We start from the raw sequence: 24,062 nt of genomic DNA on the forward strand, positions 1-24,062 counted from the left end.
GTTAACGCAAAGTGTGACGCGGTTTTCCGAAGAGATCACGCTCAAAAATTTTAGACCGTCAGTACATGTACCAGACAGGGGGGCTTTTTGCCCCAATGTTCGTTGATCACGGCCCGCACGGCGCGTCGCACCGACTCAGCCAAAGCATCGGGATCGCGGCGGCGCGGTTTTGGCAGGCCTTCGATGGTCGAGACCACGGCGTCGAAGACGAGGTCGTCGAACGCCTCGCCCGCCTTGTTCTTCTCGGGAATGCCGACGAGATCGACCTCGGGTTCGTCGGCAAGCTCGCCCTGCGCGGTCATGGCGATGGCGACGAAGGCACAACCGGAGAAAGCCATCCGGCGCCGCTCGACCACCGCGCGGGACTTGGAATCCTCCAGGATCGTGCCGTCCTTGTAGAGCCGCCCGGAAGGCACCTCGCCGACGATGCCTGGGTCACCCGGGCCGAGCTTGACCAGATCGCCGTTGCGGCAGACCAGCACCCGCGGCACGCCCGCGGCGCGCGCGAGCTTGGCGTGCTCGTGCAGATGCAGGGCCTCACCATGGACGGGGATCAGGAGCTGCGGCCTGGTCCAGGCGATCATGTCGCGCAATTCGTCACGGCGGGGATGGCCGGAGACGTGGACCAGGTGGTCGCGGTCGGTGATGACCTCGACGCCCTGGAGGACCAGATTGTTGATGATCGAGCCGACCGCCTTCTCGTTGCCCGGAATGGTGCGCGAGGAGAAGATCACGCTGTCGCCGCGGTTCAGCGTGATCTCGGGATGGTCGTCATTGGCGATGCGCGCCAGCGCTGCGCGCGGCTCGCCCTGGCTGCCGGTGCATAGCGCCAGCACCTTGTTCTGCGGAAGATGGCCGTAGACCTCGGGCGAGCGGAAATTCTGCACGCCGTCGAGATAGCCGGTCTCGCGCGCGACCTGCACGACGCGGTCCATGGCGCGGCCGACCACGACGACCTCGCGGTCGGCGGCGCGAGCGGCGTCCGCCACCGCCTTGATGCGCGCGACGTTCGAAGCAAAGGTCGTCACCGCGACGCGGCCTTTGGCTTCCTTGACGAGTTCGATGATGGTCCTGGCGACTTCGGCTTCCGAGGGCGAGCGTCCCTCGCGCACCGCGTTGGTGGAATCGCCGATCAGGGCGAGAACGCCCTCCTCACCCAGTTCGCGCAGCCGCCTCTCGTCGGTGGGACGGCCGATGGATGGGGTCGGATCGATCTTCCAGTCGCCGGTGTGCAGCACCGTGCCGGCTTCGGTATGGATCGCCAGCGCATGGGATTCCGGAATCGAATGCGCGACCGGAATGAACTCGACGTTGAACGGCCCGATGTCGACGCGGCCGCCGGACGGGATCACGGTGACCGGGATTTTTGGCGGATTGCGCTCGGCCGCGCATTTGGCCTCGAACAGCGCCGCACTGAACTGCGTCGCGTAAATCGGGCATTGCAGCTTCGGCCAGAGATCGATGATCGCGCCGAAATGGTCCTCGTGGGCATGGGTCAGCACCAGACCCATCAGGTTCTTGCGTTCCTTCTCCAGGAAACTGATGTCGGGCATGATCAGGTCGATGCCCGGCAAATGCTCCTCGTCGCCGAAGGAGACACCGAGATCGATCGCCAGCCAGGCGCGCTGGTGGCGGTTGCCGAGGCCATAGATCGACAGGTTCATGCCGATCTCGCCGACGCCCCCGAGGGGAGCAAACACCAGTTCGTCGGGCCTTGCCATCATGCCGCTCCCACGGATGCGGCCGCGCCGAAGAACACTTCGCCTGCCGCTACCGGCACGCGGCGGCCATCGGCGGTGCGGACGATCAGGCAACCGGTATCGTCGATGGTGTCGAAGATGCCCTCGAGCGTCGCGCTCCCGGTCTGGATCGCGACCTTCTCGCCGAGGCCGGCGGCGCGCTCCAGCCAGAGGCGGCGGATCTCCGCAAAGCCGCGGCCATCGTCCCAGAGGCCCCGGAACTCGACCCAGGCGTCCGACAGCGCGGTGAACAGCTCCTCCGCGCTGATCTGGACCCCGAGGGCGGCCAGCGACACCGCGGGCGTCGGCGTGCCCTCGGGAGCCGCGACGACGTTGGTACCGATGCCGACCACGACGGCAAGGCGGTTGCCGATGGCCTCGGCTTCGAGGCCGATGCCAACGAGCTTCTTGCCGCCGGCAAGCACGTCGTTCGGCCATTTCAGGGTGTATCGGGGCCGGTCGGGACCGAGGCGAAGCGCTGCCTCGACGCTGACCCGCTCCAGCGCCGCTTCCTCGGCGAGCCCCGCAGCAAAGCCGAGCGTGGCGGCGACGGCCGGCGCGACGTCCATCACCTCGAGGATGCTGGCCGCCAGATTGCCGCGCGGCGCGATCCAGGCGCGCTGGCGGCGGCCACGCCCCGCCGTCTGCTCCGAGGTCACGAACCAGATCGGGCCGCGCTCGCCCTGGCGGGCGCGCTCCAGGCCTTCCGCATTCGTCGAGCCGATCTGATCCAAGGCTGCGAGGCGGTAGCCCGCGCTGAGAGCTCGATGACCGAGCGCGAATCCCATCCCTAGAACAGCGACTTTGCCGCTGCGCTGGCGACACTCACGACGGGTCCCGCAAACAGCGCAAACAGGATGGTGAACAGGCCTGCCACCGCCAGCACAGCCCGCACCTCGACGCGGACCGGATCGACCTGCCCGGCAGGCTCGTCGAAGTACATCGTCTTGACGATGGCCAGATAGTAGTAGGCGCCCACCACGCTCGTCAGCACGCCGATGACGGCGAGCGTGAACAGGTTGGCCTTGATCGCGGCGACGAAGACGTACCACTTGGCGAAGAAGCCAGCGAGCGGCGGAACGCCCGCGAGCGAGAACAGCAGCATCGCAAAGAAGAAGGCGAGCAGCGGGTTGGTGCGCGAGAGGCCGGCGAAATCGCTGATCTGCTCCACGGCCTGGCCGTTGCGCTTCATGGCGAGAATGACGGCGAAGGAGCCGAGCGTCATCGCAATGTAGATCACGAGGTACATCAGCACGCCCTGCGCGCCCTCGACCGTGCCGGAGGCAAGGCCGACCAGAGCAAAGCCCATGTGCCCGATCGAGGAATAGGCCATCAGGCGTTTGATGTTGGTCTGGCCGATCGCGGCAAAGGAGCCGAGCGCCATCGAGGCAATGGAGACGAACACCAGGATCTGCTGCCATTGCGAGACGATGCCGGGGAATGCGGTCAGCGTCGCGCGCGTGAACACGGCCATGGCCGCGACCTTCGGCGCCGAGGCGAAGAAAGCGGTCACCGGCGTCGGCGCCCCCTCATAGACGTCGGGCGTCCACATGTGGAACGGCACGGCCGAGACCTTGAAGCAGAGGCCGGCGAGCAGGAAGACGAGGCCGAAGACCAGGCCGACGCTGCCGGTCGTGGCAGATGCCGCGATGCCGGCAAAGCTGACGGTGCCCGTGAAACCATAGATCAGGGAAGCGCCGTAGAGCAGCATGCCGGACGACAGCGCGCCGAGCACGAAGTACTTCAGACCGGCTTCGTTGGACTTGGCGTTGTCCCGGTTGGAAGCCGCGACGACGTAGAGCGCCAGCGACATCAGCTCGAGGCCGAGATAGAGCGAGATCAGGTCTCCGGCCGAGATCAGCACCATCATGCCGAGGGTCGAGAGCAGCACGAGGATCGAATATTCGAAGATGCGTCGCGACGGATCGGACAAAAACTCCGTCGACAGGATCAGCGTGACCGCCGAGCCGATCAGCGCCAAAATCTTCAGGAAGCGCGCGAAGTCGTCGACGATGAAGCTGCCGCCGAAGGTGACCTGCTTGCCCGCCGGCAACAGCAACACCAATACGCCGGTCACGATGAGGAGGAGGATTGCGAGCGTGGTGACCGCCTTCGTCGTCCCCTGCCCGCGATACGCACCCAGCATCAGCAGCGCCATGCTGCCGACAGCGAGCACGAGCTCGGGCACCACCGGCGCCAGTTGATAACCTGCAGTCTCAAAGCTCATGGCGATATCCTGACCTGCCCGCTCACTGGAGCAGTGCGGCGGCCTTCACGGCCGTCACCGCGGTGTTGTAATTGTTGACGAGTTGCTGGACCGAGGCCGCCGACATGTCGAGCACCGGCTTCGGATAGACGCCGAACAGGATCGTCAGCGCGACCAGCGGGAACAGCGTGATGCACTCGCGCAAGGTCATGTCCTTGATCGTCATCAGCGTCGGCTTCACCAGAGCGCCGAACACGACTTTCCGGTACAGCCACAGCGCATAGGGCGCCGACAGGATCAGGCCCGTCGCGGCGAAGAAGGCGGTCGGGATCGACACCTTGAAGGTGCCAAGCAGCGTCATGAATTCGCCGATGAAGCCGGACGTGCCGGGTAGACCGACATTGGCCATGGTGAACACCATGAACACCAGCGCATAGAGCGGCATCCGGTTGACAAGGCCACCATAGGCCGCGATCTCGCGCGTGTGCATGCGGTCGTAGACGATGCCGACGCAAAGGAACAGCGCGCCCGAAACGATGCCGTGCGAGATCATCTGGAACACGCCGCCGGCGACACCCTGGATGGTGCCGGCGAAAATGCCCATGGTGACGAAGCCCATATGCGCCACGGAGGAATAGGCGATCAGCTTCTTCATGTCCTCCTGCATCAAGGCCACAAGCGAGGTGTAGATGATGGCAATGACCGACAGCGTAAAGATCAGCGGCGCGAAGTCATGCGAAGCCAGCGGGAACATCGGCAGCGAGAAGCGCAGGAAGCCGTAGCCGCCCATCTTCAAGAGGATCGCCGCCAGGATCACCGAGCCCGCGGTCGGCGCCTCGACGTGCGCGTCGGGCAGCCAGGTGTGCACCGGCCACATCGGCATCTTCACCGCGAAAGAGGCGAAGAAGGCAAGCCACGCCCAGGTCTGCAACGACCGCGGCACGGCGGTGTGCATCAGGGTCGGGATGTCGGTCGTGTTGCCGTTCCAGTACAGCGCCATGATGGCGAGCAGCATCAGCACTGAACCGAGGAACGTGTAGAGGAAGAACTTGAACGACGCGTAGACCCGGCGCGGACCGCCCCAGACGCCGATGATCAGGAACATCGGGATCAGGCCGCCCTCGAAGAACAGATAGAACAGCACGAGATCGAGCGCCGAGAAGGTGCCGATCATCAGCGTTTCCAGGATCAGGAACGCCATCATGTATTCGCGCACGCGGTTCTGGATCGCCTTCCAGCTCGCGATGATGCAGAACGGCATCAAGGCGGTGGTCAGGATCACGAACGGCAGCGAGATGCCGTCGACACCCATGTGATAGGTGATGCCGGCCGCGAGCCAATTGGCCTTCTCGACGAACTGGAAGTCGGCGACCGAGGGATCGAACCGCCAGACCAGGATCAGGGACACCGCGAAGGTGATGAGCGTCGTCCAGAGCGCGATCCAGCGTGAGTTGCGTTTTGCCGCTTCATCCTCGCCACGGACGAGATAGACGAGCAGCGCACCGACCAGCGGCAGGAAGACGGTGACGGAAAGGATGGGCCAGGTTGTCATTTACTGGCCTCCAAAGCCGAACATGAACCAGGTGATCAGGCCGGCGACGCCGATCAGCATGGCGAATGCATAATGATAGAGATAGCCGGTCTGGATCTTCACGACGTTGCGGGTGACATCCAGCACGCGCGCCGAGACGCCGTCCGGACCGAAGCCGTCGATGATGGCGCCGTCGCCCTTCTTCCAGAGCTGGTAGCCGATCCACTTCGCCGGACGGACGAAGATGATGTCGTAGAGCTCGTCGAAGTACCACTTGTTGAGCAGGAACTGGTACAGCATCGGCTGGGTGTTCGCGAGCTCGACAGGCAGATAAGGTTTGCGGATGTAGAAGGTGTACGAGATCACGAAGCCCAGCACCATCATGATGAAGGGTAGCCATCCCAGCGCCGCAGGCATGTGCTCCATGTCTTCGAGGATGTGCGGGTTCATCTTCACGGACTCGCGGAAGAACTCTTCCACGCCGTGAGGTCCGGTGAAGATCTCCTTGAAGGGGAAGCCGGCGAGGATCGAGCCGATCGCAAGGACGCCGATCGGCACCAGCATCCACATCGGGCTCTCATGCGCCGCCTCATAGTGCCTCTGGTCGTGCGGCTCGCCAAAGAAGGTCTTGAACACCAGGCGCCAGGAGTAGAACGAGGTCAGGCCGGCGGCTGCGATCGTCAGCAGGTAAGCGTACGTCGAGAACGGATTATGCGAGGCATAGGCGGACTCGATGATCGCATCCTTCGAGAAGTAGCCCGCAAACAGCGGGAAGCCGGTCAGCGCCAGCGTGCCGACGGTCATCACCGCGAACGTATACGGGATCTTCCGCCACAGGCCGCCCATGTTGCGGATGTCCTGCTCGTGGTGCATCGCGTAGATCACCGAGCCGGAGCCCAAGAACAACAATGCCTTGAAGAAGGCGTGCGTAAACAGGTGGAACATGCCGACCGAATAGGCCCCCGCCCCCATCGCCACGAACATGTAGCCGAGCTGCGAACAGGTCGAGTAGGCAACGATGCGCTTGATGTCGTTCTGAACGAGGCCGATGGTTGCGGCGAAGAACGCCGTGGTTGCGCCGAAGAACATCACGACGGCCTGCGCGTTCGGCGCGAGCTCGAACAACGGCGACAGCCGCGCCACCATGAAGACGCCGGCGGTCACCATGGTCGCGGCGTGGATCAGCGCCGAGACTGGCGTCGGGCCCTCCATCGCGTCCGGCAACCAGGTATGCAGCAGGAACTGCGCCGACTTGCCCATCGCGCCCATGAACAGCAGGCAGCAGGTCAGCGTCAGCGCGTCCACCTGCCAGCCCAGGAAGTTGATGGTCTTGCCGGTCAGGCCGGGCGCGGCATGGAAGATGGTCTCCAAATCGGTCGAGCCGACCAGCGCAAAGATCGCGAAGATGCCGAGCGCGAAGCCGAAATCGCCAACGCGATTGACGACGAAGGCCTTGATCGCGGCCGCGTTCGCCGACGGTTTCTGGTACCAGAAGCCGATCAGCAGATAGCTCGCCAGACCCACGCCTTCCCAGCCGAAGAACAACTGCACGAGGTTGTCCGCCGTCACCAGCATCAGCATCGCGAAGGTGAACAGCGAGAGATAGCCGAAGAAGCGGGGCCGGTACGGATCCTCGTCCATGTAGCCGATGGAATAGAGGTGCACGAGCGAGGACACGGTGTTCACCACCACCAGCATGACGGCGGTGAGCGTGTCCACCCGCAGCGCCCAGTAGACCTGGAGGTCGCCGGAGAGGATCCACGGCATGATCGGAATCCGCGCGTCGTGGTGCATGAAGCCGACATCCACCAGCGCGAACCAGGACAGGGCCGCCGAGACGAACAGCAGTCCGGTCGTGATCAGTTCGGCTGCGCGCGACCCCTGAGCCGGCGGTTCGGAGACGTGGTGGTCATCGTGGCCGTGATCGTCGTGGGCGGCCGCGGCATGGGCGTCGCCATGACCGTGATCATCGCCGTGATGCTCGACCGTATCGCCGCTGGGGTTGCGGGCATGCGCGCCGAAAATGGCGATCAGGCCGGCGAGAATGGCGCCCAGCAGAGGCAGAAAGACAATTGCCTGGTACATCGGCGCGTTAACCCTTCATCAGATTGACGTCCTCAACCGCGATCGAGCCGCGGTTGCGGAAATAGACCACCAGGATGGCGAGACCGATCGCGGCTTCCGCAGCCGCGACCGTCAGCACCAGCAGCGCGAAGACCTGGCCGACGATGTCGCCGAGGAAGGTCGAGAACGCCACCAGGTTGATGTTGACCGAGAGCAGGATCAGCTCGATCGACATCAGGATGACGATGATGTTCTTGCGGTTCAGGAAGATGCCGAGGATGCCGAGCGTGAACAGGATCGCGCCGACGGCAAGATAGTGTCCGAGCCCGATCGTCATTTCACCCACTCCGCCGCATCGGTATCGGACAGCCCCTGCCCCGACGCCACCTTGCGCAGCGCCATCGCCATGTCGGGCGTGCGCGCGTTCTGAACGTTGATGTCCTGTCGCTTGACGCTGGCCTTGTGGCGCAGCGTCAGCACGATGGCACCGATCATCGCAACCAGCAGCACCATGCCGGCGAGCTGGAAGTAATGGATGTACTTCGTATAGAGCACGAGCCCGAGCGCCTCGGTGTTGGAGACGTTGGCCGGGATCGCCGCCGTGATCGTCTTGGACACGGTCGGGTTGATCACCCAGGCGCCAACGACCAGCAACAGCTCGAACATGAAGATGCCGCCGATCACGAGGCCAACCGGCAGGTACTCGATGAAGCCCTCGCGCAGCTCGAGGAAGTCGACGTCGAGCATCATGATCACGAACAGGAACAGCACCGCGACGGCGCCGACATAGACGACGATCAGGATCATCGCCAGGAACTCGGCGCCCATCAGCACGAACAGGCCGGAGGCGTTGACGAAGGCCAGGATCAGAAACAGCACGGAGTGCACGGGATTGCGCGAGACAATCACCATCACCGCCGAGGCCACGCAGATGCCGGCAAACAGATAGAAGAACAGCGCGGGAAGGATCATGCCCTCACCTCACCGGTACGGCGCGTCGAGCTCGATCGCTTTCGCGATCTCGCGTTCCCAGCGATCGCCATTGGCGAGCAGCTTGGCCTTGTCATAGAACAGTTCCTCGCGGGTCTCGGTCGCGAACTCGAAGTTCGGGCCTTCGACGATGGCGTCGACCGGGCAGGCCTCCTGGCAGAGGCCGCAATAGATGCACTTCACCATGTCGATGTCGTAGCGCACGGTGCGGCGGGTGCCGTCGTTGCGGCGCGGGCCGGCCTCGATAGTGATGGCCTGCGCCGGGCAGACCGCCTCGCACAGCTTGCAGGCGATGCAGCGTTCTTCGCCGTTGGGATAGCGGCGCAGCGCATGCTCGCCGCGGAAGCGCGGCGAGATCGGACCCTTCTCGAAGGGATAGTTCAGCGTCGGCTTCGGCTGGAAGAAGTAGCGCATGGCGAGAAAGAAGGCCGATACGAATTCCGACAGCAGCAGCGAGCGCGCAGTGGCGTTGATGTTGATACCCATGGCGGACCTCACTTCGGCGCGATGCCGGCGAAATGCAGCACGCCGGCCACCACGATCACCATCGCCAGCGACAGCGGCAGGAATACCTTCCAGCCGAGACGCATCAGTTGATCGTAGCGGTAGCGCGGCACGATCGCCTTCGCCATCGCGAACAGGAAGAACATGAAGAACAGTTTGAGCGAGAACCAGATGATCCCCGGCACCCAGTTGAACGGCGGCAGATCGACCGGCGGCAGCCAGCCCCCCAGGAACATGATCGTCGCCAACGCGCACATGGTGACGATCGCGACATACTCGCCGAGCATGAACAGCAGATACGGCGTCGAGCCGTACTCGACCATGAAGCCGGCGACGAGCTCGGACTCGGCTTCGACGAGGTCGAACGGCGGACGGTTGGTTTCCGCCAGGGCCGAGACGTAGAATACGACGAACATCGGGAACAGCGGCCACACATACCAGTTCAGGATGGTGAGCTGCGGCAGACCGATCAGGCTGGCAAGGCCACGCGCATGCTGCGCCTCGACGACTGCCGAGAGGTTCAGCGTCCCGGCGCAGAGCAGCACGGTGATGATGACGAAGCCGATCGAGACCTCATAGGACACCATCTGCGCCGCCGAGCGCAGCGCCGCCAGGAATGGATATTTCGAGTTCGACGACCAGCCGGCCATGATGATGCCGTAGATCGACAACGACGAGATCGCGAAGATGAAGAGGACGCCGACATTGATGTCGGAGATCACCCAGCCGAGATTGGTCGGGATCACCGCCCAGGCGGCAAGCGCGAGCACGCAGGAGACCAAGGGAGCCAGCAGGAAGACGCCCTTGTTGGCGCCGGAGGGAATGATCGGCTCCTTCAGCACGAACTTCAGGAGGTCGGCAAAGGACTGGAACAGGCCCCAGGGACCGACGACGTTCGGGCCGCGCCGGATCTGTACCGCCGCCCAGATCTTGCGGTCGGCCAGCAGGATGTAGGCGATCGCGACCAGCAGCACGACGAGCAGCAGGACGCTCTCCGCGACCATGATGATCAGCGGCCAGAGGAAGCCGGTCCAGAATGCGCTTTCGAAGAATTCCATCAGATCACGCTCACTCCGCTGCGGTCAGCATCTGCCCGGAGGCAAGCCGCGAGCATTCCGCCATCACGGCGGACGCACGCGCGATTGGGTTGGTCAGGTAAAAGTCCTCGATCTGAGCCTTGAACGGCGCCTTCTCAGGCGCGCCGCCCTTGCCTGCGAGCGCCTTGACCTGCTCGGCCGTGCCCGCCTCGATCTGATCCAGACGGATCAGACGCGGCACTGCCTTGAAGATCGCCTGGCGCAGGGCCGCGAGCGAGTCATACCCGAGCTTCTTGCCGAGCGCTTCCGACAGCGCGCGGACGATCGCCCAGTCCTCGCGGGCCTCGCCCGGCGGGAACGCGGCGCGTCCCGTCATCTGGGCGCGGCCCTCGGTGTTGACGTAGATCGCCGATTTCTCGGTGTAGGCCGCCGCGGGCAGGATCACGTCGGCGCGGTGCGCGCCGCGGTCGCCATGGGTGCCGATATAGGCCACGAAGGTGCCGTCTGGCGCCTTGATCTCGTCGGCCCCGAGCAGGAACAACACATCCAGCGTACCGAACGTCGCCATCTGCGCGGCGTTCAGGCCGCCAGCGCCCGCCGAGAAACCGATATCAAGCGCGCCGACGCGCGAGGCCGTCTCGTGCAGCACGCCAAAACCGTTCCAGCCGTCCTTCACCGCGCCGACATCGAGCGCGAGCTTGGCGGCCTGCGCGAGAATCGCCGCGCCGTCATGACGCGAGGTCGCGCCGGCACCGACGAGGATAACCGGATGCTTGGCATTCTTCAGCACATCGGCGAAGGAGTGCTTGCCGGCGGCGAGGTCGGCGAGCGTCTCCGTGCCCGCGCCGAGATGATCATAGTCGTAGGTGAGATCGGCCTTGGCGCCGATCACGCCGACCTTGAAGCCGCCTGCGCGCCAGCGCTTGCGGATGCGGGCGTTGAACACGGCCGCTTCCTTGCGCGGATTGGCACCGATGATCAGCAGCGCATCGGCCTGCTCGATGCCGACCAGCGTCGGATTGAAGATGTACGAGCCGCGGCCGAGCGCCGGATCGAAGGCGTCACCACCCTGCACCGCCAGATTGGCCGAGCCGAACTTGGCGAGCAGGTCCTTCAGCGCGAACATCTCTTCGACACCGGCGAGATCGCCTGCGATCGCACCGATGCGCTTGCCGTCGGTGCGACCTGCCTTGGCGGCGATCGCGGCGAAGGCTTCGGTCCAGGAAGCTGCACGCAGCTTGCCGGCCTCGCGGATATAGGGCCGGTCGAGCCGCTGGGTCCGCAGGCCATCGACGACGTGACGGGTCTTGTCGGAAATCCACTCCTCGTTCACGGCCTCGTTGACGCGCGGCAGGATGCGCATCACCTCGCGGCCACGGGTGTCGACGCGGATCGCCGAGCCGATGCCGTCCATGATGTCGACCGACTGGGTCTTGCCGAGCTCCCAAGGGCGCGCCGCGAAGGCATACGGCTTCGAGGTCAGCGCGCCGACCGGGCAGATGTCGACGAGATTGCCCTGAAGCTCTGACGTCAGCGCGTGCTCCAGATAGGTCGTGATCTCCATGTCCTCGCCACGACCCGTCGCGCCCATCTCGGGAGCGCCGGCGACTTCCGCCGAGAAGCGGACGCAGCGCGTGCACTGGATGCAGCGGTTCATCGAGGTCTTGACCAGCGCGCCGAGATATTTGTCCTCGACGGCGCGCTTGTTCTCGGCGAAGCGGCTGGTGTCGACACCGTAGCCCATCGCCTGGTCCTGGAGGTCGCATTCGCCGCCCTGGTCGCAGATCGGGCAGTCCAGCGGATGGTTGATGAGAAGGAACTCCATCACGCCTTCGCGCGCCTTCTTCACCATCGGCGACCGCGTCGAGATTTCCGGCGGCTCGCCCTTGGGACCAGGACGGCAATCGCGCACGCCCCAGGCGCAGCTCGCGACCGGCTTCGGACCACCCTTCACCTCGACGAGGCACATCCGGCAATTGCCGGCGATCGACAGCCGCTCGTGATAGCAGAAGCGCGGAATCTCGGCGCCGGCGGCCTCGCACGCCTGGAGCAGCGTGTACTCCGGCGGGACATCGATCTCTTTGCCGTCGATGATGAGCTTTGTCATTCTTCCTACTCCGCCGCGACCATGTTCACGGGATCGCGGACGCCGGCATCGTCAATGTCGGCCTTGTGCGAATACTGGTCGATGCGCGCTTCGATCTCATGACGGAAATGCGCGATCAGGCCCTGGATCGGCCAGGCGGCTGCGTCGCCAAGCGCGCAGATGGTGTGGCCTTCGACCTGCTTGGTGACCTCCAGCAGCATGTCGATCTCGCGCTTGTGGGCGCGGCCCTCGGCCATGCGGGTCAAGACGCGCCACATCCAGCCGGTGCCCTCGCGGCACGGCGTGCACTGGCCGCAGCTCTCATGCTTGTAGAAATAGGAGATGCGGGCGATCGCGCGGATCAGGTCGGTCGACTTGTCCATCACGATCACCGCCGCGGTGCCGAGGCCCGAGCGCAGCTTGCTCAAGGAGTCGAAATCCATCGGCGTGTCGATGATCTGCTCAGCCGGCACCATGCGCACCGAGGAGCCGCCGGGGATCACGGCCTTCAGATTGTCCCAGCCGCCGCGGATGCCACCGCAATGCTTCTCGATCAGCTCACGGAACGGAATGCCCATGGCCTCTTCGACGTTGCAGGGACGCTCGACATGGCCGGAGATGCAGAAAAGCTTCGTGCCGACATTATTGGGACGGCCGATGCCGGCGAACCAGGCCGCGCCGCGCCGCAGGATATCAGGCGCAACCGCGATTGACTCGACATTGTTGACGGTGGTCGGGCAGCCGAACAAGCCGACATTGGCCGGGAACGGCGGCTTCAGGCGCGGCTGGCCCTTCTTGCCTTCGAGGCTCTCGAGCAGCGCGGTCTCTTCGCCGCAGATATAGGCACCGGCGCCGTGGGCGACGTAGAGGTCGAACGGCCAGCCGTTGACGTTGTCCTTGCCGATCAACTTGGCCTCGTAGGCCTGGTCGATCGCGGCTTGCAGGTGCTCGCGCTCGCGGATGAACTCACCGCGGACATAGATGTAGCAGGCGTGCGCATTCATCGCGCAGCTCGCGATCAGGCAGCCCTCGATCAGGAGATGCGGATCATGACGCATGATCTCGCGGTCCTTGCAGGTGCCGGGCTCGGACTCGTCGGCGTTGACGACGAGGTAGCTCGGCCGGCCGTCGGTCGATTCCTTCGGCATGAACGACCATTTCAGGCCGGTTGGGAAGCCGGCGCCGCCACGGCCGCGCAGGCCCGAGGCCTTCATCTCGTTGATGATCCAGTCGCGGCCCTTGTCGATGATGGCCTTGGTGCCATCCCAGGCGCCGCGGCGCCGCGCGCCCTCGAGCCCCCAATCATGGAGGCCGTAGAGGTTCTTGAAGATACGGTCCTTGTCCTCGAGCATTTCAGTGCTTTCCGATCAACGGTTGGCTTGCTTGTAGGCAAGCCCGGCGGCGCAGACGGCAAAGGTCAACGCCCAGAGCAGACTGGATTCCAGCGACGCGTTCAGGGTGAAGCGCTGCAGCAGGAAGATGAAGGCGGCCGCGACGGCGGCATGCATGGCGACGAAGCCCCATTTCTTCACGGCGCCACCCCTTCCCGCTGCTGAGGTCGCGAGATCACGCATCAGGTGGTCTCCTTCAGCGTGGTCGGTCCGGTGATGGGAGCCGAGAACTGACGGCCATTCTGGGGGCCGGGCTTGGGCGGATTGCCGGAAGCAAAGCCGTCGAGCACCTTGCCGAAGCTCTCCTTGGTCAGGTCCTCATAGGTGTCCTTGCCGATCAGCACCATCGGCGCGTTCACGCAGGCACCCAGGCACTCGACCTCTTCCCAGCTGAAATTGCCGTCCTTGGAGAGGTGGAAGGGCTCGTGATGGATGCGGCTCTCGCAAACGTGGATCAGGTCTTCGGCACCGCGCAGCCGGCACGGCGTGGTGCCGCAGACCTGGACGTGGGCCTTCTTGCCGACGGGCGCGAGCTGGAACATCGTGTAGAAGGTCGCGACTTCGAGCACGCGGATGTAGGCCATGTCGAGCATGTCGGCGATCACGCGGATCGCGGCTTCCGACACCCAGCCGTCGTTCTGCTCCTGCGCGCGCCACATGATCGCGATCACGGCCGAGGCCTGACGGCCGGCCGGATATTTCGCGATCTGCTGCTTCGCAAACGCGAGGTTCTCCTCCGTGAACGCAAAGCTCGCGGGCTGGACTTCCTTGGGCGCTAGGCGGCGAACGGACATCTCTTCAATCTCTCACTGGATACGGCGCGCAGCCTTCGCATTCAGGGCATCGATCCTGTCCTGCCAGAATGCGCTTGCGGTGCCGAATACGTTGTAGCCGACGTGGGTGGAGACCTTGATGCGATCGAGGATCGAGAGCTCGGTCACCGTCTCCAGGCGATTGGTGCTGGGATCGTAGACGATCAGCTTCAGCGGGGTTTGTTCGAGGATGTAGCGCGACACCGCGTGCGAACGATCGCTTCCGTGCTCCTCGCACATGATCACGCTGTCGCCTTCAAGAAGCCGCGTGCCACCCTTGATGGCCTCGATCTCGACGCCTTCGACGTCGAGCTTGATCAGATATCTGCCGTTCGCCTCGACCTTGCCGTCATCGAGCAGATTGTCGAGTGCAAGCACCGGCACTTCCTCACCACCCGCCGAGGGGGCGCCCGCGATGCTGAAAGCCTCGTGCTTGGTGCCGGAGAGGCGTGCGGTACCGCGCTCGGCACCGATCGCACATTTCATGATCTCGAAACGGTTGCCATTGACGTGCGCATTGTTCGCAAGCTTCGGGTAGTTCTGCCCCGACGGCTCGATCGCGATTGCCCGGTGCGCGCCGAACGGCCCGCTCGACACCAGCACCGACCAGTAGCCGTAATTCGCGCCGCAATCGAGCAGCGTGTAATCGACGTCGACGGAGTCGGCGAACAACAGCTCCAGTTCGTCCTCGTAATTGTAGGAGCGGTTGAGCAGCTTGCTCCAGTAGCCGTCGCCGTAAGGAAACTCGAACACGGCGTCCGGGTTGAGCTTGATCGCGATGTTGCGCTCGGGCAGCGTTTTGCGCAGCAGATTGGCGCACGCGATGTAGCCCATATGAGAGAAGTGCGAGGAGATCTTCGATCCCGTCACCAGCGCCAAGGCAGCCGTCCGCTCCCACAGGTTGGCCCCCTCAAGGGCCCCCGAGGCGCGGTCAAACTGGATTGGCGCCGGCGCCATCACCGATCGACCTCTCCGAACACGATGTCGAGCGAGCCGAGGATTGCCGAGACGTCGGCGAGCAGATGGCCCCTGCAGATGTGGTCCATGGCCTGCAGATGGGCGAAGCCCGGCGCGCGGATCTTGCACTTGTAGGGCTTGTTGGTGCCGTCGGAGACGAGATAGACGCCGAACTCGCCCTTCGGCGCCTCGACCGCGGCATAGATCTCGCCGGCCGGCACGTGGACGCCTTCGGTGTAGAGCTTGAAGTGATGGATGAGCGCTTCCATCGAGCGCTTCATCTCGCCGCGGCGCGGCGGGAAGACCTTGTTGTCCTCGACCGCGACCGGCCCCTGCCCGTCCGGCGCCTTCAGCTTCTCGATGCACTGCCTCATGATGCGCACCGACTGGCGCATCTCTTCCATCCGGATCAGGTAGCGGTCGTAGCAGTCGCCGTTCTTGCCGATCGGAATGTCGAATTCCATCTCGGCGTAGCATTCATAGGGCTGCGCCTTGCGCAGGTCCCAGGCCGCGCCGGAGCCGCGCACCATTACGCCCGAGAAACCCCATTCCCAGGCCTCCTTCAGCGGCACCACGCCGATATCGACGTTGCGCTGCTTGAAGATGCGGTTGGCGGTGAGCAGGCGGTCGAGATCTTCGACCACTTTCAGGAACGGATCGCACCAGGCCTCGATGTCGTTGATCAGCTTGGGCGGCAGATCCTGGTGCACGCCGCCGACGCGGAAGAAGGCCGCGTGCATGCGGCTGCCCGAGGCGCGCTCGTAGAACACCATCAGCTTCTCGCGCTCTTCGAAGCCCCACAGCGGCGGGGTCAGCGCGCCGACGTCCATCGCCTGCGTGGTGACGTTGAGGAGATGCGAGAGGATGCGGCCGATCTCGCAATAGAGCACGCGGATCAGCTGGCCCCGGCGCGGCACCTCGATGCCGAGCAGCCTTTCGGCGGCGAGACAGAAGGCATGCTCCTGGTTCATCGGCGCGACGTAGTCGAGCCGGTCGAAATATGGGATCGCCTGCAAGTACGTCTTCTGCTCGATCAGTTTCTCGGTGCCGCGGTGAAGCAGGCCGATATGCGGGTCGACGCGGGCGACGACTTCGCCGTCAAGCTCAAGCACGAGGCGCAGCACGCCGTGGGCGGCCGGATGCTGCGGCCCGAAGTTGATGGTGAAATTGCGAAGGTTTTCGGGTTGCTCGTTCATGATCAGGCCTTCGGTCCTGCTTTCTCATCTCCCGGGAGGGGGTAATCCGCCCCTTCCCACGGCGACAGGAAATCAAACTTGCGGAATTCCTGGTTGAGCCGGACAGGCTCGTACACCACCCGCTTCTCCTGGTCGTCGTAGCGGACCTCGACGAAGCCGGTGAGCGGGAAGTCCTTGCGCAGCGGATGCCCCTCGAAACCGTAATCGGTGAGGATACGACGCATGTCGGGATGGCCGACGAAGATCACGCCATAAAGGTCGTAGGTCTCGCGCTCGAACCAGTCGGTGCCGGGAAACACCTCGATCAGCGATGGCACCTGGGTGGTCTCGTCGGCCTGAGCCTTGAGCCGGATCCGGGTGTTCAGCGTCGGCGACATCAGATGATAGACGACGTCGAAACGCTTCTCGCGCGACGGATGATCCACCGCGGTCACGTCGGTAAAGTTGACGAAGCGGCAGCTCGGATCGTCGCGGAGGTACTTGACCACCTCGACGATCTTGGCGGCCTCGACGTCCACCGTGAGCTGGTTGAAGGCCACCGTGTGACCGGTGGCAGCGCCCGGAAGCGCGCTAACGATCGTTTGCCCAAGGGCGTCGAGCTTGCCGTCGTCCATGACGTAAAACCTTAGCGTTCGATGGTGCCGGTGCGCCGGATCTTCTTCTGCAACAGCAGCACGCCGTAGAGCAGCGCTTCCGCCGTGGGCGGGCAGCCCGGCACGTAGATGTCGATCGGCACGATGCGGTCGCAACCGCGCACGACCGAGTAGGAATAGTGGTAGTAGCCGCCGCCATTGGCGCAGGAGCCCATCGAGATGACGTAGCGCGGCTCAGGCATCTGGTCGTAGACCTTGCGCAGCGCCGGGGCCATCTTGTTGGTCAAGGTGCCCGCGACGATCATCACGTCGGACTGGCGCGGCGAGGCACGCGGCGCAAAGCCGAAGCGCTCGACGTCGTAGCGCGGCATCGAGACCTGCATCATCTCGACCGCACAGCAGGCGAGACCGAAGGTCATCCACATCAGCGAACCGGTGCGCGCCCAGGTGATGAGGTCATCGGTCGCAGCAACGAAGAAGCCCTTGTCGGACAGCTCGTGATTGACCTCGAGAAAGAACGGATCGTTGGCCCCGACCGGCTTGCCGGTCGACGGATCCAGAATGCCCTTCGGAGCCGGCGCGAGAACCGGACCGGCGGACGGTGTGGCAGGGTTCAATCCCATTCGAGTGCCCCTTTCTTCCATTCATAGGCAAACCCCACCGTCAGCACGGCGAGGAACACCACCATGGACCAGAAGCCGGTCGCACCAAGCTTTCCGAACGCTACCGCCCAGGGGAACAAGAACGCCACCTCGAGGTCGAAGATGATGAAGAGGATGGCGACCAGGTAGAAGCGGACGTCGAACTTCATCCGGGCGTCGTCGAAGGCGTTGAAACCGCACTCATACGCCGACAGCTTTTCCGGATCCGGCTGCTGGAAGGCCACGATGAAGGGGGCGATCAGCAGCACGAGGCCAATCAGGCCCGCTACCCCTATAAAGACCACAAGTGGAAGATAGTTCTGCAGAATGCCGCTCATTGGCGAGCCCTTTTTCCCGCAAGCCTCGGGTGGCCCGCGGATTCGTTCCGGTTTGGAATTATTCTGAGCCTTAGCGCAGTGCACCAAAGGGTGCAAGACACGCTGTTTTTAGGCCCTTTGCCGCCCCCAGAACAGTGGAAATCCCGGAATCGCCCCGCGGTTGGTATGGAGCAGAATGGCCGCCCCAGCAAGGGCATCCCTGTCGGTCTCCCCGCCATCGGCAAACGCTCCCGCGCGGAGCATGTCAAACTGCGTCTCGAGGTGTCTAGGACGGCTTTGCCGTCCTGCTGCGACGCTGCCAGGCCCAGAAAATGACGAGCACGGGAAAGCCGACTGTCACCCAGGCGACATATTTGCCGATCTCGCCCCAGAGCAGCGCTGCGAGCAGGCCGATCGACGTCGCCACCGCAATCAGAACTGGCGCGCCGAAAACCCGTATCCATGGGCGCGAGCGGCCGGGCGAGCCATGCATCATGACGGGACCGCGGCCCGTTTGGCGAATGCGTCGGCGCGGGCGGGCCGCCGCTTCCGCCGCCGCGCCAGCCAGAGATAGAGACCGCTGCCGATCACGATCATCGTGAGCACGTCGAGCGCAGCCCAGATCACCTTCAGCGGCATACCGCCATAGTCGCCGAAATGCAGCGGTTGCGAAATCAAGAGCGCCTGGAGGTAGACGGGCAGCGCCCGGCTGTCGGCGACCTCCCCGGTCTCTCCGTCCAGCAGGACAGGCTTCAGCAGGCGCGCCGTGAGGGCGGTATCGCCACGCATGAACGCCGCAAAATGGTGCGATGACGTGAACGGGGTGCCCGGAAAGGCGATGAACGCGATGTCCATGCCCGGCGCGACCGCCTTGGCGCGAGCGACGACGCCGTCGAGCGAGGCCAGATGCACCGGCGGCGGCTTGCCGGCATAGGGGGCGACCATGCTGGCGAGCTCGGTCGCCTTCCATTGATCGAGCATCAGCTCGGCCCAGGTGTTGATCACGCCGGTCAATCCCACCACCAGCGCCCAGACCACCGTAACCACGCCGATCAGATTGTGCCAGTCGAGCCAGACCACACGGCGCGCGGCGCGGTAGCGGATGGTCGCAAAGCGCAGGCGGCGGGTGAACGGCCAATAGAGCACCACGCCGGAGATGATAGCGACCGCGAACAGCAGCCCCATCCCACCGAGGAACAGCTTTCCGGCCTGGCCGGCGAACATGTCCGTGTGCAGCTTGAGCACGATCAGCATCGGCCCGACGCCGGCGGGTCCGAGCAGCCTGGCCGAGACCGCATCGAAGGCCCGCACGGAGGCATTGTCCGGCCGCCCGTCCGGCGCGCTGTTGGTGAATGCGAGCACGATCCCCGGCTCGTCCTTGTCCCAGGAGATATATTGCAGCACCCGCCCCGGATCGGCCGCGAGCGCGGCGTCGGCGACCTCCCGGGTCGTCGCACGAGCCGCGCCCGCGTGAGCTTCGGGCTGGGGGGCATAGCCCAGAAGCTCGTCGATCTCGTGATGAAAGATCAGCGGCAGACCGGTCAGGCAGAGCAGGAGCAGGAAGATCGTCGAGATCAGGCTGGTCCAGGTGTGGACCACGGACCAGAGCCTGACGGTACGCGCCTTCACGACACGATCCCCTCGCCCGCCCTCACCACTTGTACGACACGCTGGCGGTGACGCGCCGGCGATCGCCGTAGAAGCAGGACGTCACCGAGGCGCAGCTCGCGACGTAGATCTTATCGGTCACGTTGATCACGTTCAGTGCTGTGCGCCAGTTCTGCCATTCATAGTGGAGCGCGAGATCACCCAGCACGACGGCCGGAACCTCGAGCGTGTTGGCGGTGTCGGCCCAGGACGAGCCGACGTAGCGCACGCCCCCGCCGAAGCCGAAGCCCGCGAGCGGTCCCTCTTTGAAAGTGTAGTCGGCCCAGCCCGAGGCCAGGAGCTCAGGCGTGTTGGTCGGCGTCTTGCCAATCAGCGATGAATCCAGGTCCTTGCTGGTAAAGAGATGATAGCTGGTGAAGGCGCCGATCAGCTTCAGCTCCTTCGTGACATTGGCCACCGCCTCGAGCTCGATGCCGCGCGAGGTGACCTCGCCGGTCTGGTTCTGCAACAACACGTTCGACGGATCGGTGGTCAGCGCGTTCTGACGCTTCAGGTCGAAGGCCGAGACCGTGAAGTAGCCATCGAACCATTTCGGCTGCACCTTCAGGCCGACCTCGACCTGCTTGCCGGTCTCCGGCAGGAGCAACTGGTTGTTGGCATTGAGGCCAATGACCGGATTGTAGCTCGTCGCATAGGAGACATAGGGCGCGAGACCGCTGTCGAAATTGTAGATCAGCCCCGCGCGCCCGCTGAACCTGCTGTCGTCCCGGCTGGCGACCGTGGCACCGGTGTCGCGCGCGGCCTGGGTGGTCTCGACCCAATCGTTGCGGCCGCTCACCACCAGCGTGAAATTGCCGAGCTTGACCTGGTCCTGAAGATAGGTGCCGGCCTGCTTCTGGGTGATCAGGTAGTTGCGGAACGGCCCGGTCGTGAATGGCACATTGAGACCGTAGACCGGATTGAAGATGTTGATCGAAGGCGTCGTGCCGAACTGAAATTGCTGATAGTCGTCGATCTGGTAGCCCCGCAGATCGACGCCGAACAGCATCGTGTGCTTCAGCAGGCCCGTGTCGAAACGATACTCCAGCTGGTTGTCGAGATTGGCCTGGTTGGCCGTGTCCTTCGCATACCAATTGTAGCGCGCGATGTCGCCCGTCGTGGCGTTGGAGTAGCCGTTGGCGACGAGGCCGCGATACGTCACGTCGACATGCGCAAAACGCGCATTCTGCCGGAACGTCAGGCTGTCGTTGAGATTGCGCTCGAACTGGTAGCCGAGCATCTCCTGCTCGCGCGTGAACTTGTCGATGCTGGGATCGCCGAGGAACGTGCTCGTCGGGATGCGGCCGAACGGTGCGTTGGTCACCGTGCCCTGATAGGGCAGGAAGTTGATGCCGCGGGTATCCTGCTTCGACGCCGACGCCAGGACGGTGAACGTCGTGTCGGCATCAGGTTTCCAGGTCAGCGACGGCGCGATGAAGTAGTTGTTGTCAGGCGTGAAGTCGACCTGCGTGCCGCCGTTCTGGACCTGGCCGACGACGCGATAGAACAGCTTGCCGTTCTCGGGGCTCGTCGCGACGGGACCACCGACATCGAAGCCGACATAGGCATTGCCGAAATTGTTGACGCCGGTCTCGATGTAGAGGATCGGCTCGCTAGGCGGCATCTTGCTGATGACGTTGACGATGCCGCTCGGGCTCGAGCCGCCATAAAGCACCGCGGACGGGCCGCGCAGCACCTCGACGCGCTCCATGTTCGGCGTTTGCAGCTTCCAGCTTGCATAGGACGTGTAGAAGAGCTGCATGCCGTCGAGGAACAGACCGACGTCGTCGGATTTGAAGCCGCGGATCAGCCACCAGTCGTTGCGGGTGTCGGCGCCGAAGGTTCCGGCGCGCACGCCTGCCGAATAGCGCAGCACTTCGTCCAGCTTGTTCGGCTTCTGGTCGCGGATTTGCTCGGCGCCGATGACCGACACCGATTGCGGCGTCTCCATGATCGGCGTGTTGGTCTTGGTGCCGGACGAGCTGCGGCCAGCGACATAGCCGTGGACCGGGCCGCGCGGCGTCTCGACGAATCCGACATTGCGCTCAGGCTGCGGCTTTCTCTCGCTCGCGCTCTGTGCTGCCCGCGGCGTTCGACGCGGCGCCGCGGCCGCCGCGCGGCGGCGGGGCTCAGGCGAAGCCACGGTAACCGGCGGCAAGGTTTGCGCGCCGCTCTGCGACGCGGATCCCGAGGATTGAGCGACCGAAGCTTGCGGCAACAGCACCAAAGCGGACGCGGTCGCAAGCCCCGCCGACCGCAGCATTCCAAGATAGTTCAACGCACCACCCCAACTGCGACGTTTGTTGTTCCATGCCGTCAGTGCGAATGACGACATGCGTTGCAGCGACGCTTAAGCGAGCGGGTGCGGAAGGCCTAATTGAATGCCTCTTAGAAAACTTCTTAGAGAACTTCCAAGAACGCTTCCAACATGGGCCGTTCGAAATTCGGTGGGGACGATCAGTCCGGATCCTTTTCCGCCTCGAGCATCTGCTCAGCGGCCGCGGTCAGGCGATCGATCTGCGCCAGCAGCGTATTTAACTCGTCCTTGCTCAACTGCTCGAGCAGGCGCCGATTACGCTCCTGCGCGCTGGCAACGATCGCGTCATGAGCGGCGAGCCCCGCCTTGGACAGCGAGATCAGCACCTCGCGACTATCGTGCGGATTGGGCGTTTTCGCGATCAGCTTGCGGGACGACAGGCCCGCGAGCGCGCGGCTGATCTGTCCCTTGTCCTGACCGACGGCTTCGGCAAGCCGCGCCACGCTCATCGGCGGACGCCGGCCGAGCGAGGCGACGAGGCCGAACTCCACCGAGTTCAGTCCGACGACGCGTTTGTAGCGCAGGATGGCGCCGCGCTTGAGCAGATTGGCGAGCACCATCAGCCGCGACGACAGCATCACGGTGATCGGCGCCGGCGGCGCGTCGTCCTCAACGTCGGGCGACATCCGCCCGCCTCGGCTCGGCTTCAGGCTCATGCGTCACCTCTGCCAACAAACAAACGGCCTGCCAAGGGGCGCAAGGACGGGTGGTTAAAATGATTGTTAGAGGCATTCGCAATATCGTTGACATTGTCATCGATCTATTGTCGACTGCTTCAACGGGCAGAACACGACCGGCGGCTAACGAGCCGCAGGCGGGAGGAAACGGCATGACTATCACCCAGCGGGATCGCGATCTCGGCACGGCCTATGCGATGCGGGAGGCAAATACGCGCACCGAGCTGACCTCGGTCACTCGCGGTACACCCATGGGTGAACTGCTCCGGCGCTACTGGCACCCCGTCGGCCTCGTCTCCGACGCCACCGAAACCCCTAGGAAGGTCCGCGCGCTCGGCGAGGACCTCGTCCTGTTCCGCGACAAGCATGGCCGCGTCGGCCTGCTGCACGCGCGCTGCTGCCACCGCGGCACGACGCTGTACTACGGCAAGGTCGAGGAGGACGGCATCCGCTGCTGCTATCACGGCTGGAAGTTCGACACGCAGGGTCACTGCCTCGAGCAGCCCTGCGAGCCCGACAGCGGGCAGTTCAAGGACAAGGTGCGCCAGCCCTGGTACCCGGTCGAGGAACGCTACGGCCTGATCTTCGCCTATATGGGTCCGGCCGAGAAACGCCCGGTCCTGCCGGCTTACGAATGCCTGGAGACCATGGACGAGGGCGAACTCGTCGAGGCCGACGATTCATCGATCGGCGGCGGGGGACCTGCCGTCATCCCGTGCAACTGGCTGCAGCATTTCGAGAACGTGGTCGACCCCTACCACGTGCCGGTGCTGCACGGCTCGTTCTCGGGTCCGCAATTCACCAACATGATGGCCTCGATACCGGAGGTGAAGTTCGAGAAATCGCCGCGCGGGGTCCTCGTGCGCTCGGAACGCAAGCAGGACGACGGCAAGGTGTTCTACCGCGTCAGCGAGGCGGCGCTGCCCACCTTGCGCGTCGTGCCGAACCCGCGTGTGGCGCAATTCGCCCGCGTCGAGTCGATCGGCTGGGTGCTTCCGATCGACGACACCTCGTTCCGCATCTATGTTGCCGGACGTGTGAAGAATGCCGGCGACATCGGCCGCATGCGCTCGAAGTTCAACGGAAAGTTCTGGTGGGACATGAGTGAGGCCGAGCACCAGCAGTTTCCCGGCGACTACGAAGCCCAGGTCGGCCAGGGCCCGGTGACGATCCACTCCGAGGAGCATTTCGGCCAGAGCGACCGCGGCGTCCTGATGATCCGGCGCATGCTGACCGATCAACTCGAGGCGCTCGCCGCAGGCCGCGACCCGATCGGCGTCTCCTTCGATCCGAGCGCGCCGCCGGTCGCATTCGAAGCGGGGAATTACATCCGCGACGCCTAGACGAGCAGATCAAC

The 24,062-nt window shown here is 64.3% G+C and carries 23 protein-coding genes; 1 reads left to right on the forward strand and 22 read right to left on the reverse strand.

Annotated features, from left to right (window positions below; all coding sequences use genetic code 11):
- Window positions 1–50 precede the first annotated feature (50 nt).
- From Q3C01_RS21440 to Q3C01_RS21545, 22 genes are all read right to left on the reverse strand, one after another.
- Complete coding sequence (locus Q3C01_RS21440; protein ID WP_458147293.1) at window positions 51–1,721, reverse strand: ribonuclease J; 1,671 nt, start codon at window positions 1,719–1,721, stop codon at window positions 51–53.
- Window positions 1,721–2,527: a biotin--[acetyl-CoA-carboxylase] ligase gene (locus tag Q3C01_RS21445; RefSeq protein WP_458147294.1), complete on the reverse strand. Its 807-nt coding sequence runs from the start codon at window positions 2,525–2,527 to the stop codon at window positions 1,721–1,723. The genes Q3C01_RS21440 and Q3C01_RS21445 overlap by 1 nt, the downstream gene beginning before the upstream one ends.
- Window positions 2,528–2,529: 2 nt before the next feature.
- Window positions 2,530–3,966, reverse strand: coding sequence for an NADH-quinone oxidoreductase subunit NuoN (gene nuoN / locus Q3C01_RS21450; protein ID WP_458147295.1), 1,437 nt, complete (start codon window positions 3,964–3,966; stop codon window positions 2,530–2,532).
- Between the two features lie 22 nt (window positions 3,967–3,988).
- Window positions 3,989–5,497 carry an NADH-quinone oxidoreductase subunit M gene (locus Q3C01_RS21455; RefSeq protein WP_458147296.1) on the reverse strand — a complete coding sequence of 503 codons (1,509 nt, stop codon included), beginning with the start codon at window positions 5,495–5,497 and terminating at the stop codon, window positions 3,989–3,991.
- Window positions 5,498–7,561: an NADH-quinone oxidoreductase subunit L gene (gene nuoL / locus Q3C01_RS21460; RefSeq protein ID WP_458147297.1), complete on the reverse strand. Its 2,064-nt coding sequence runs from the start codon at window positions 7,559–7,561 to the stop codon at window positions 5,498–5,500. It abuts the gene before it with no gap.
- A 7-nt stretch (window positions 7,562–7,568) separates the two neighbouring features.
- Window positions 7,569–7,877, reverse strand: a complete 309-nt coding sequence (gene nuoK / locus Q3C01_RS21465; RefSeq protein WP_008547737.1) for an NADH-quinone oxidoreductase subunit NuoK — start codon at window positions 7,875–7,877, stop codon at window positions 7,569–7,571.
- Window positions 7,874–8,512, reverse strand: a complete 639-nt coding sequence (locus Q3C01_RS21470) for an NADH-quinone oxidoreductase subunit J (protein WP_458147298.1) — start codon at window positions 8,510–8,512, stop codon at window positions 7,874–7,876. The genes nuoK and Q3C01_RS21470 overlap by 4 nt, the downstream gene beginning before the upstream one ends.
- Window positions 8,513–8,521: 9 nt before the next feature.
- Window positions 8,522–9,010: an NADH-quinone oxidoreductase subunit NuoI gene (nuoI, locus tag Q3C01_RS21475; protein WP_026232873.1), complete on the reverse strand. Its 489-nt coding sequence runs from the start codon at window positions 9,008–9,010 to the stop codon at window positions 8,522–8,524.
- Between the two features lie 14 nt (window positions 9,011–9,024).
- Window positions 9,025–10,092, reverse strand: a complete 1,068-nt coding sequence (gene nuoH / locus Q3C01_RS21480) for an NADH-quinone oxidoreductase subunit NuoH (protein ID WP_458147299.1) — start codon at window positions 10,090–10,092, stop codon at window positions 9,025–9,027.
- Between the two features lie 10 nt (window positions 10,093–10,102).
- Window positions 10,103–12,178 carry an NADH-quinone oxidoreductase subunit NuoG gene (gene nuoG, locus Q3C01_RS21485; RefSeq protein WP_458147300.1) on the reverse strand — a complete coding sequence of 692 codons (2,076 nt, stop codon included), beginning with the start codon at window positions 12,176–12,178 and terminating at the stop codon, window positions 10,103–10,105.
- A 5-nt stretch (window positions 12,179–12,183) separates the two neighbouring features.
- Window positions 12,184–13,509, reverse strand: a complete 1,326-nt coding sequence (nuoF, locus tag Q3C01_RS21490) for an NADH-quinone oxidoreductase subunit NuoF (RefSeq protein ID WP_458147301.1) — start codon at window positions 13,507–13,509, stop codon at window positions 12,184–12,186.
- Window positions 13,510–13,524: 15 nt separating this feature from the next.
- Complete coding sequence (locus Q3C01_RS21495) at window positions 13,525–13,731, reverse strand: hypothetical protein (protein ID WP_458147302.1); 207 nt, start codon at window positions 13,729–13,731, stop codon at window positions 13,525–13,527.
- Window positions 13,731–14,342, reverse strand: a complete 612-nt coding sequence (gene nuoE / locus Q3C01_RS21500) for an NADH-quinone oxidoreductase subunit NuoE (RefSeq protein ID WP_458147303.1) — start codon at window positions 14,340–14,342, stop codon at window positions 13,731–13,733. The genes Q3C01_RS21495 and nuoE overlap by 1 nt, the downstream gene beginning before the upstream one ends.
- A gap of 12 nt (window positions 14,343–14,354) precedes the next feature.
- The gene (locus Q3C01_RS21505) at window positions 14,355–15,317 is read right to left on the reverse strand and encodes an FkbM family methyltransferase (RefSeq protein ID WP_458147304.1); all 963 of its coding nucleotides are present in this window, start codon (window positions 15,315–15,317) and stop codon (window positions 14,355–14,357) included.
- Complete coding sequence (locus tag Q3C01_RS21510; RefSeq protein WP_458147305.1) at window positions 15,317–16,513, reverse strand: NADH-quinone oxidoreductase subunit D; 1,197 nt, start codon at window positions 16,511–16,513, stop codon at window positions 15,317–15,319. The genes Q3C01_RS21505 and Q3C01_RS21510 overlap by 1 nt, the downstream gene beginning before the upstream one ends.
- 2 nt (window positions 16,514–16,515) lie before the next feature.
- Window positions 16,516–17,127 (reverse strand): NADH-quinone oxidoreductase subunit C, encoded by a 612-nt coding sequence (locus tag Q3C01_RS21515; protein ID WP_458147306.1) that lies wholly within the window; start codon window positions 17,125–17,127, stop codon window positions 16,516–16,518.
- Between the two features lie 11 nt (window positions 17,128–17,138).
- Window positions 17,139–17,729, reverse strand: a complete 591-nt coding sequence (locus tag Q3C01_RS21520; RefSeq protein ID WP_371929919.1) for a NuoB/complex I 20 kDa subunit family protein — start codon at window positions 17,727–17,729, stop codon at window positions 17,139–17,141.
- Entirely contained in the window at window positions 17,720–18,085 is a 366-nt protein-coding gene (locus Q3C01_RS21525) for an NADH-quinone oxidoreductase subunit A (protein WP_008136158.1), read from the reverse strand. Before Q3C01_RS21525 ends, Q3C01_RS21520 begins: the two co-directional genes overlap by 10 nt.
- Before the next feature lie 265 nt (window positions 18,086–18,350).
- On the reverse strand, window positions 18,351–18,560 hold the full coding sequence (locus tag Q3C01_RS21530) for a hypothetical protein (RefSeq protein WP_458147307.1): 210 nt from the start codon (window positions 18,558–18,560) through the stop codon (window positions 18,351–18,353).
- Window positions 18,557–19,693 (reverse strand): PepSY-associated TM helix domain-containing protein, encoded by a 1,137-nt coding sequence (locus Q3C01_RS21535; RefSeq protein ID WP_458147308.1) that lies wholly within the window; start codon window positions 19,691–19,693, stop codon window positions 18,557–18,559. The genes Q3C01_RS21530 and Q3C01_RS21535 overlap by 4 nt, the downstream gene beginning before the upstream one ends.
- A 22-nt stretch (window positions 19,694–19,715) precedes the next feature.
- Window positions 19,716–21,974 (reverse strand): TonB-dependent siderophore receptor, encoded by a 2,259-nt coding sequence (locus tag Q3C01_RS21540; RefSeq protein ID WP_458147327.1) that lies wholly within the window; start codon window positions 21,972–21,974, stop codon window positions 19,716–19,718.
- 194 nt (window positions 21,975–22,168) lie between these two features.
- Window positions 22,169–22,684: a MarR family winged helix-turn-helix transcriptional regulator gene (locus Q3C01_RS21545; RefSeq protein WP_458147309.1), complete on the reverse strand. Its 516-nt coding sequence runs from the start codon at window positions 22,682–22,684 to the stop codon at window positions 22,169–22,171.
- A 173-nt stretch (window positions 22,685–22,857) separates the two neighbouring features.
- On the opposite strand from Q3C01_RS21545, the gene Q3C01_RS21550 reads away from it, so the two are divergent.
- Complete coding sequence (locus Q3C01_RS21550) at window positions 22,858–24,048, forward strand: Rieske 2Fe-2S domain-containing protein (protein WP_458147310.1); 1,191 nt, start codon at window positions 22,858–22,860, stop codon at window positions 24,046–24,048.
- Window positions 24,049–24,062: the final 14 nt, after the last annotated feature.

This window comes from Bradyrhizobium sp. UFLA05-109, assembly GCF_054185165.1.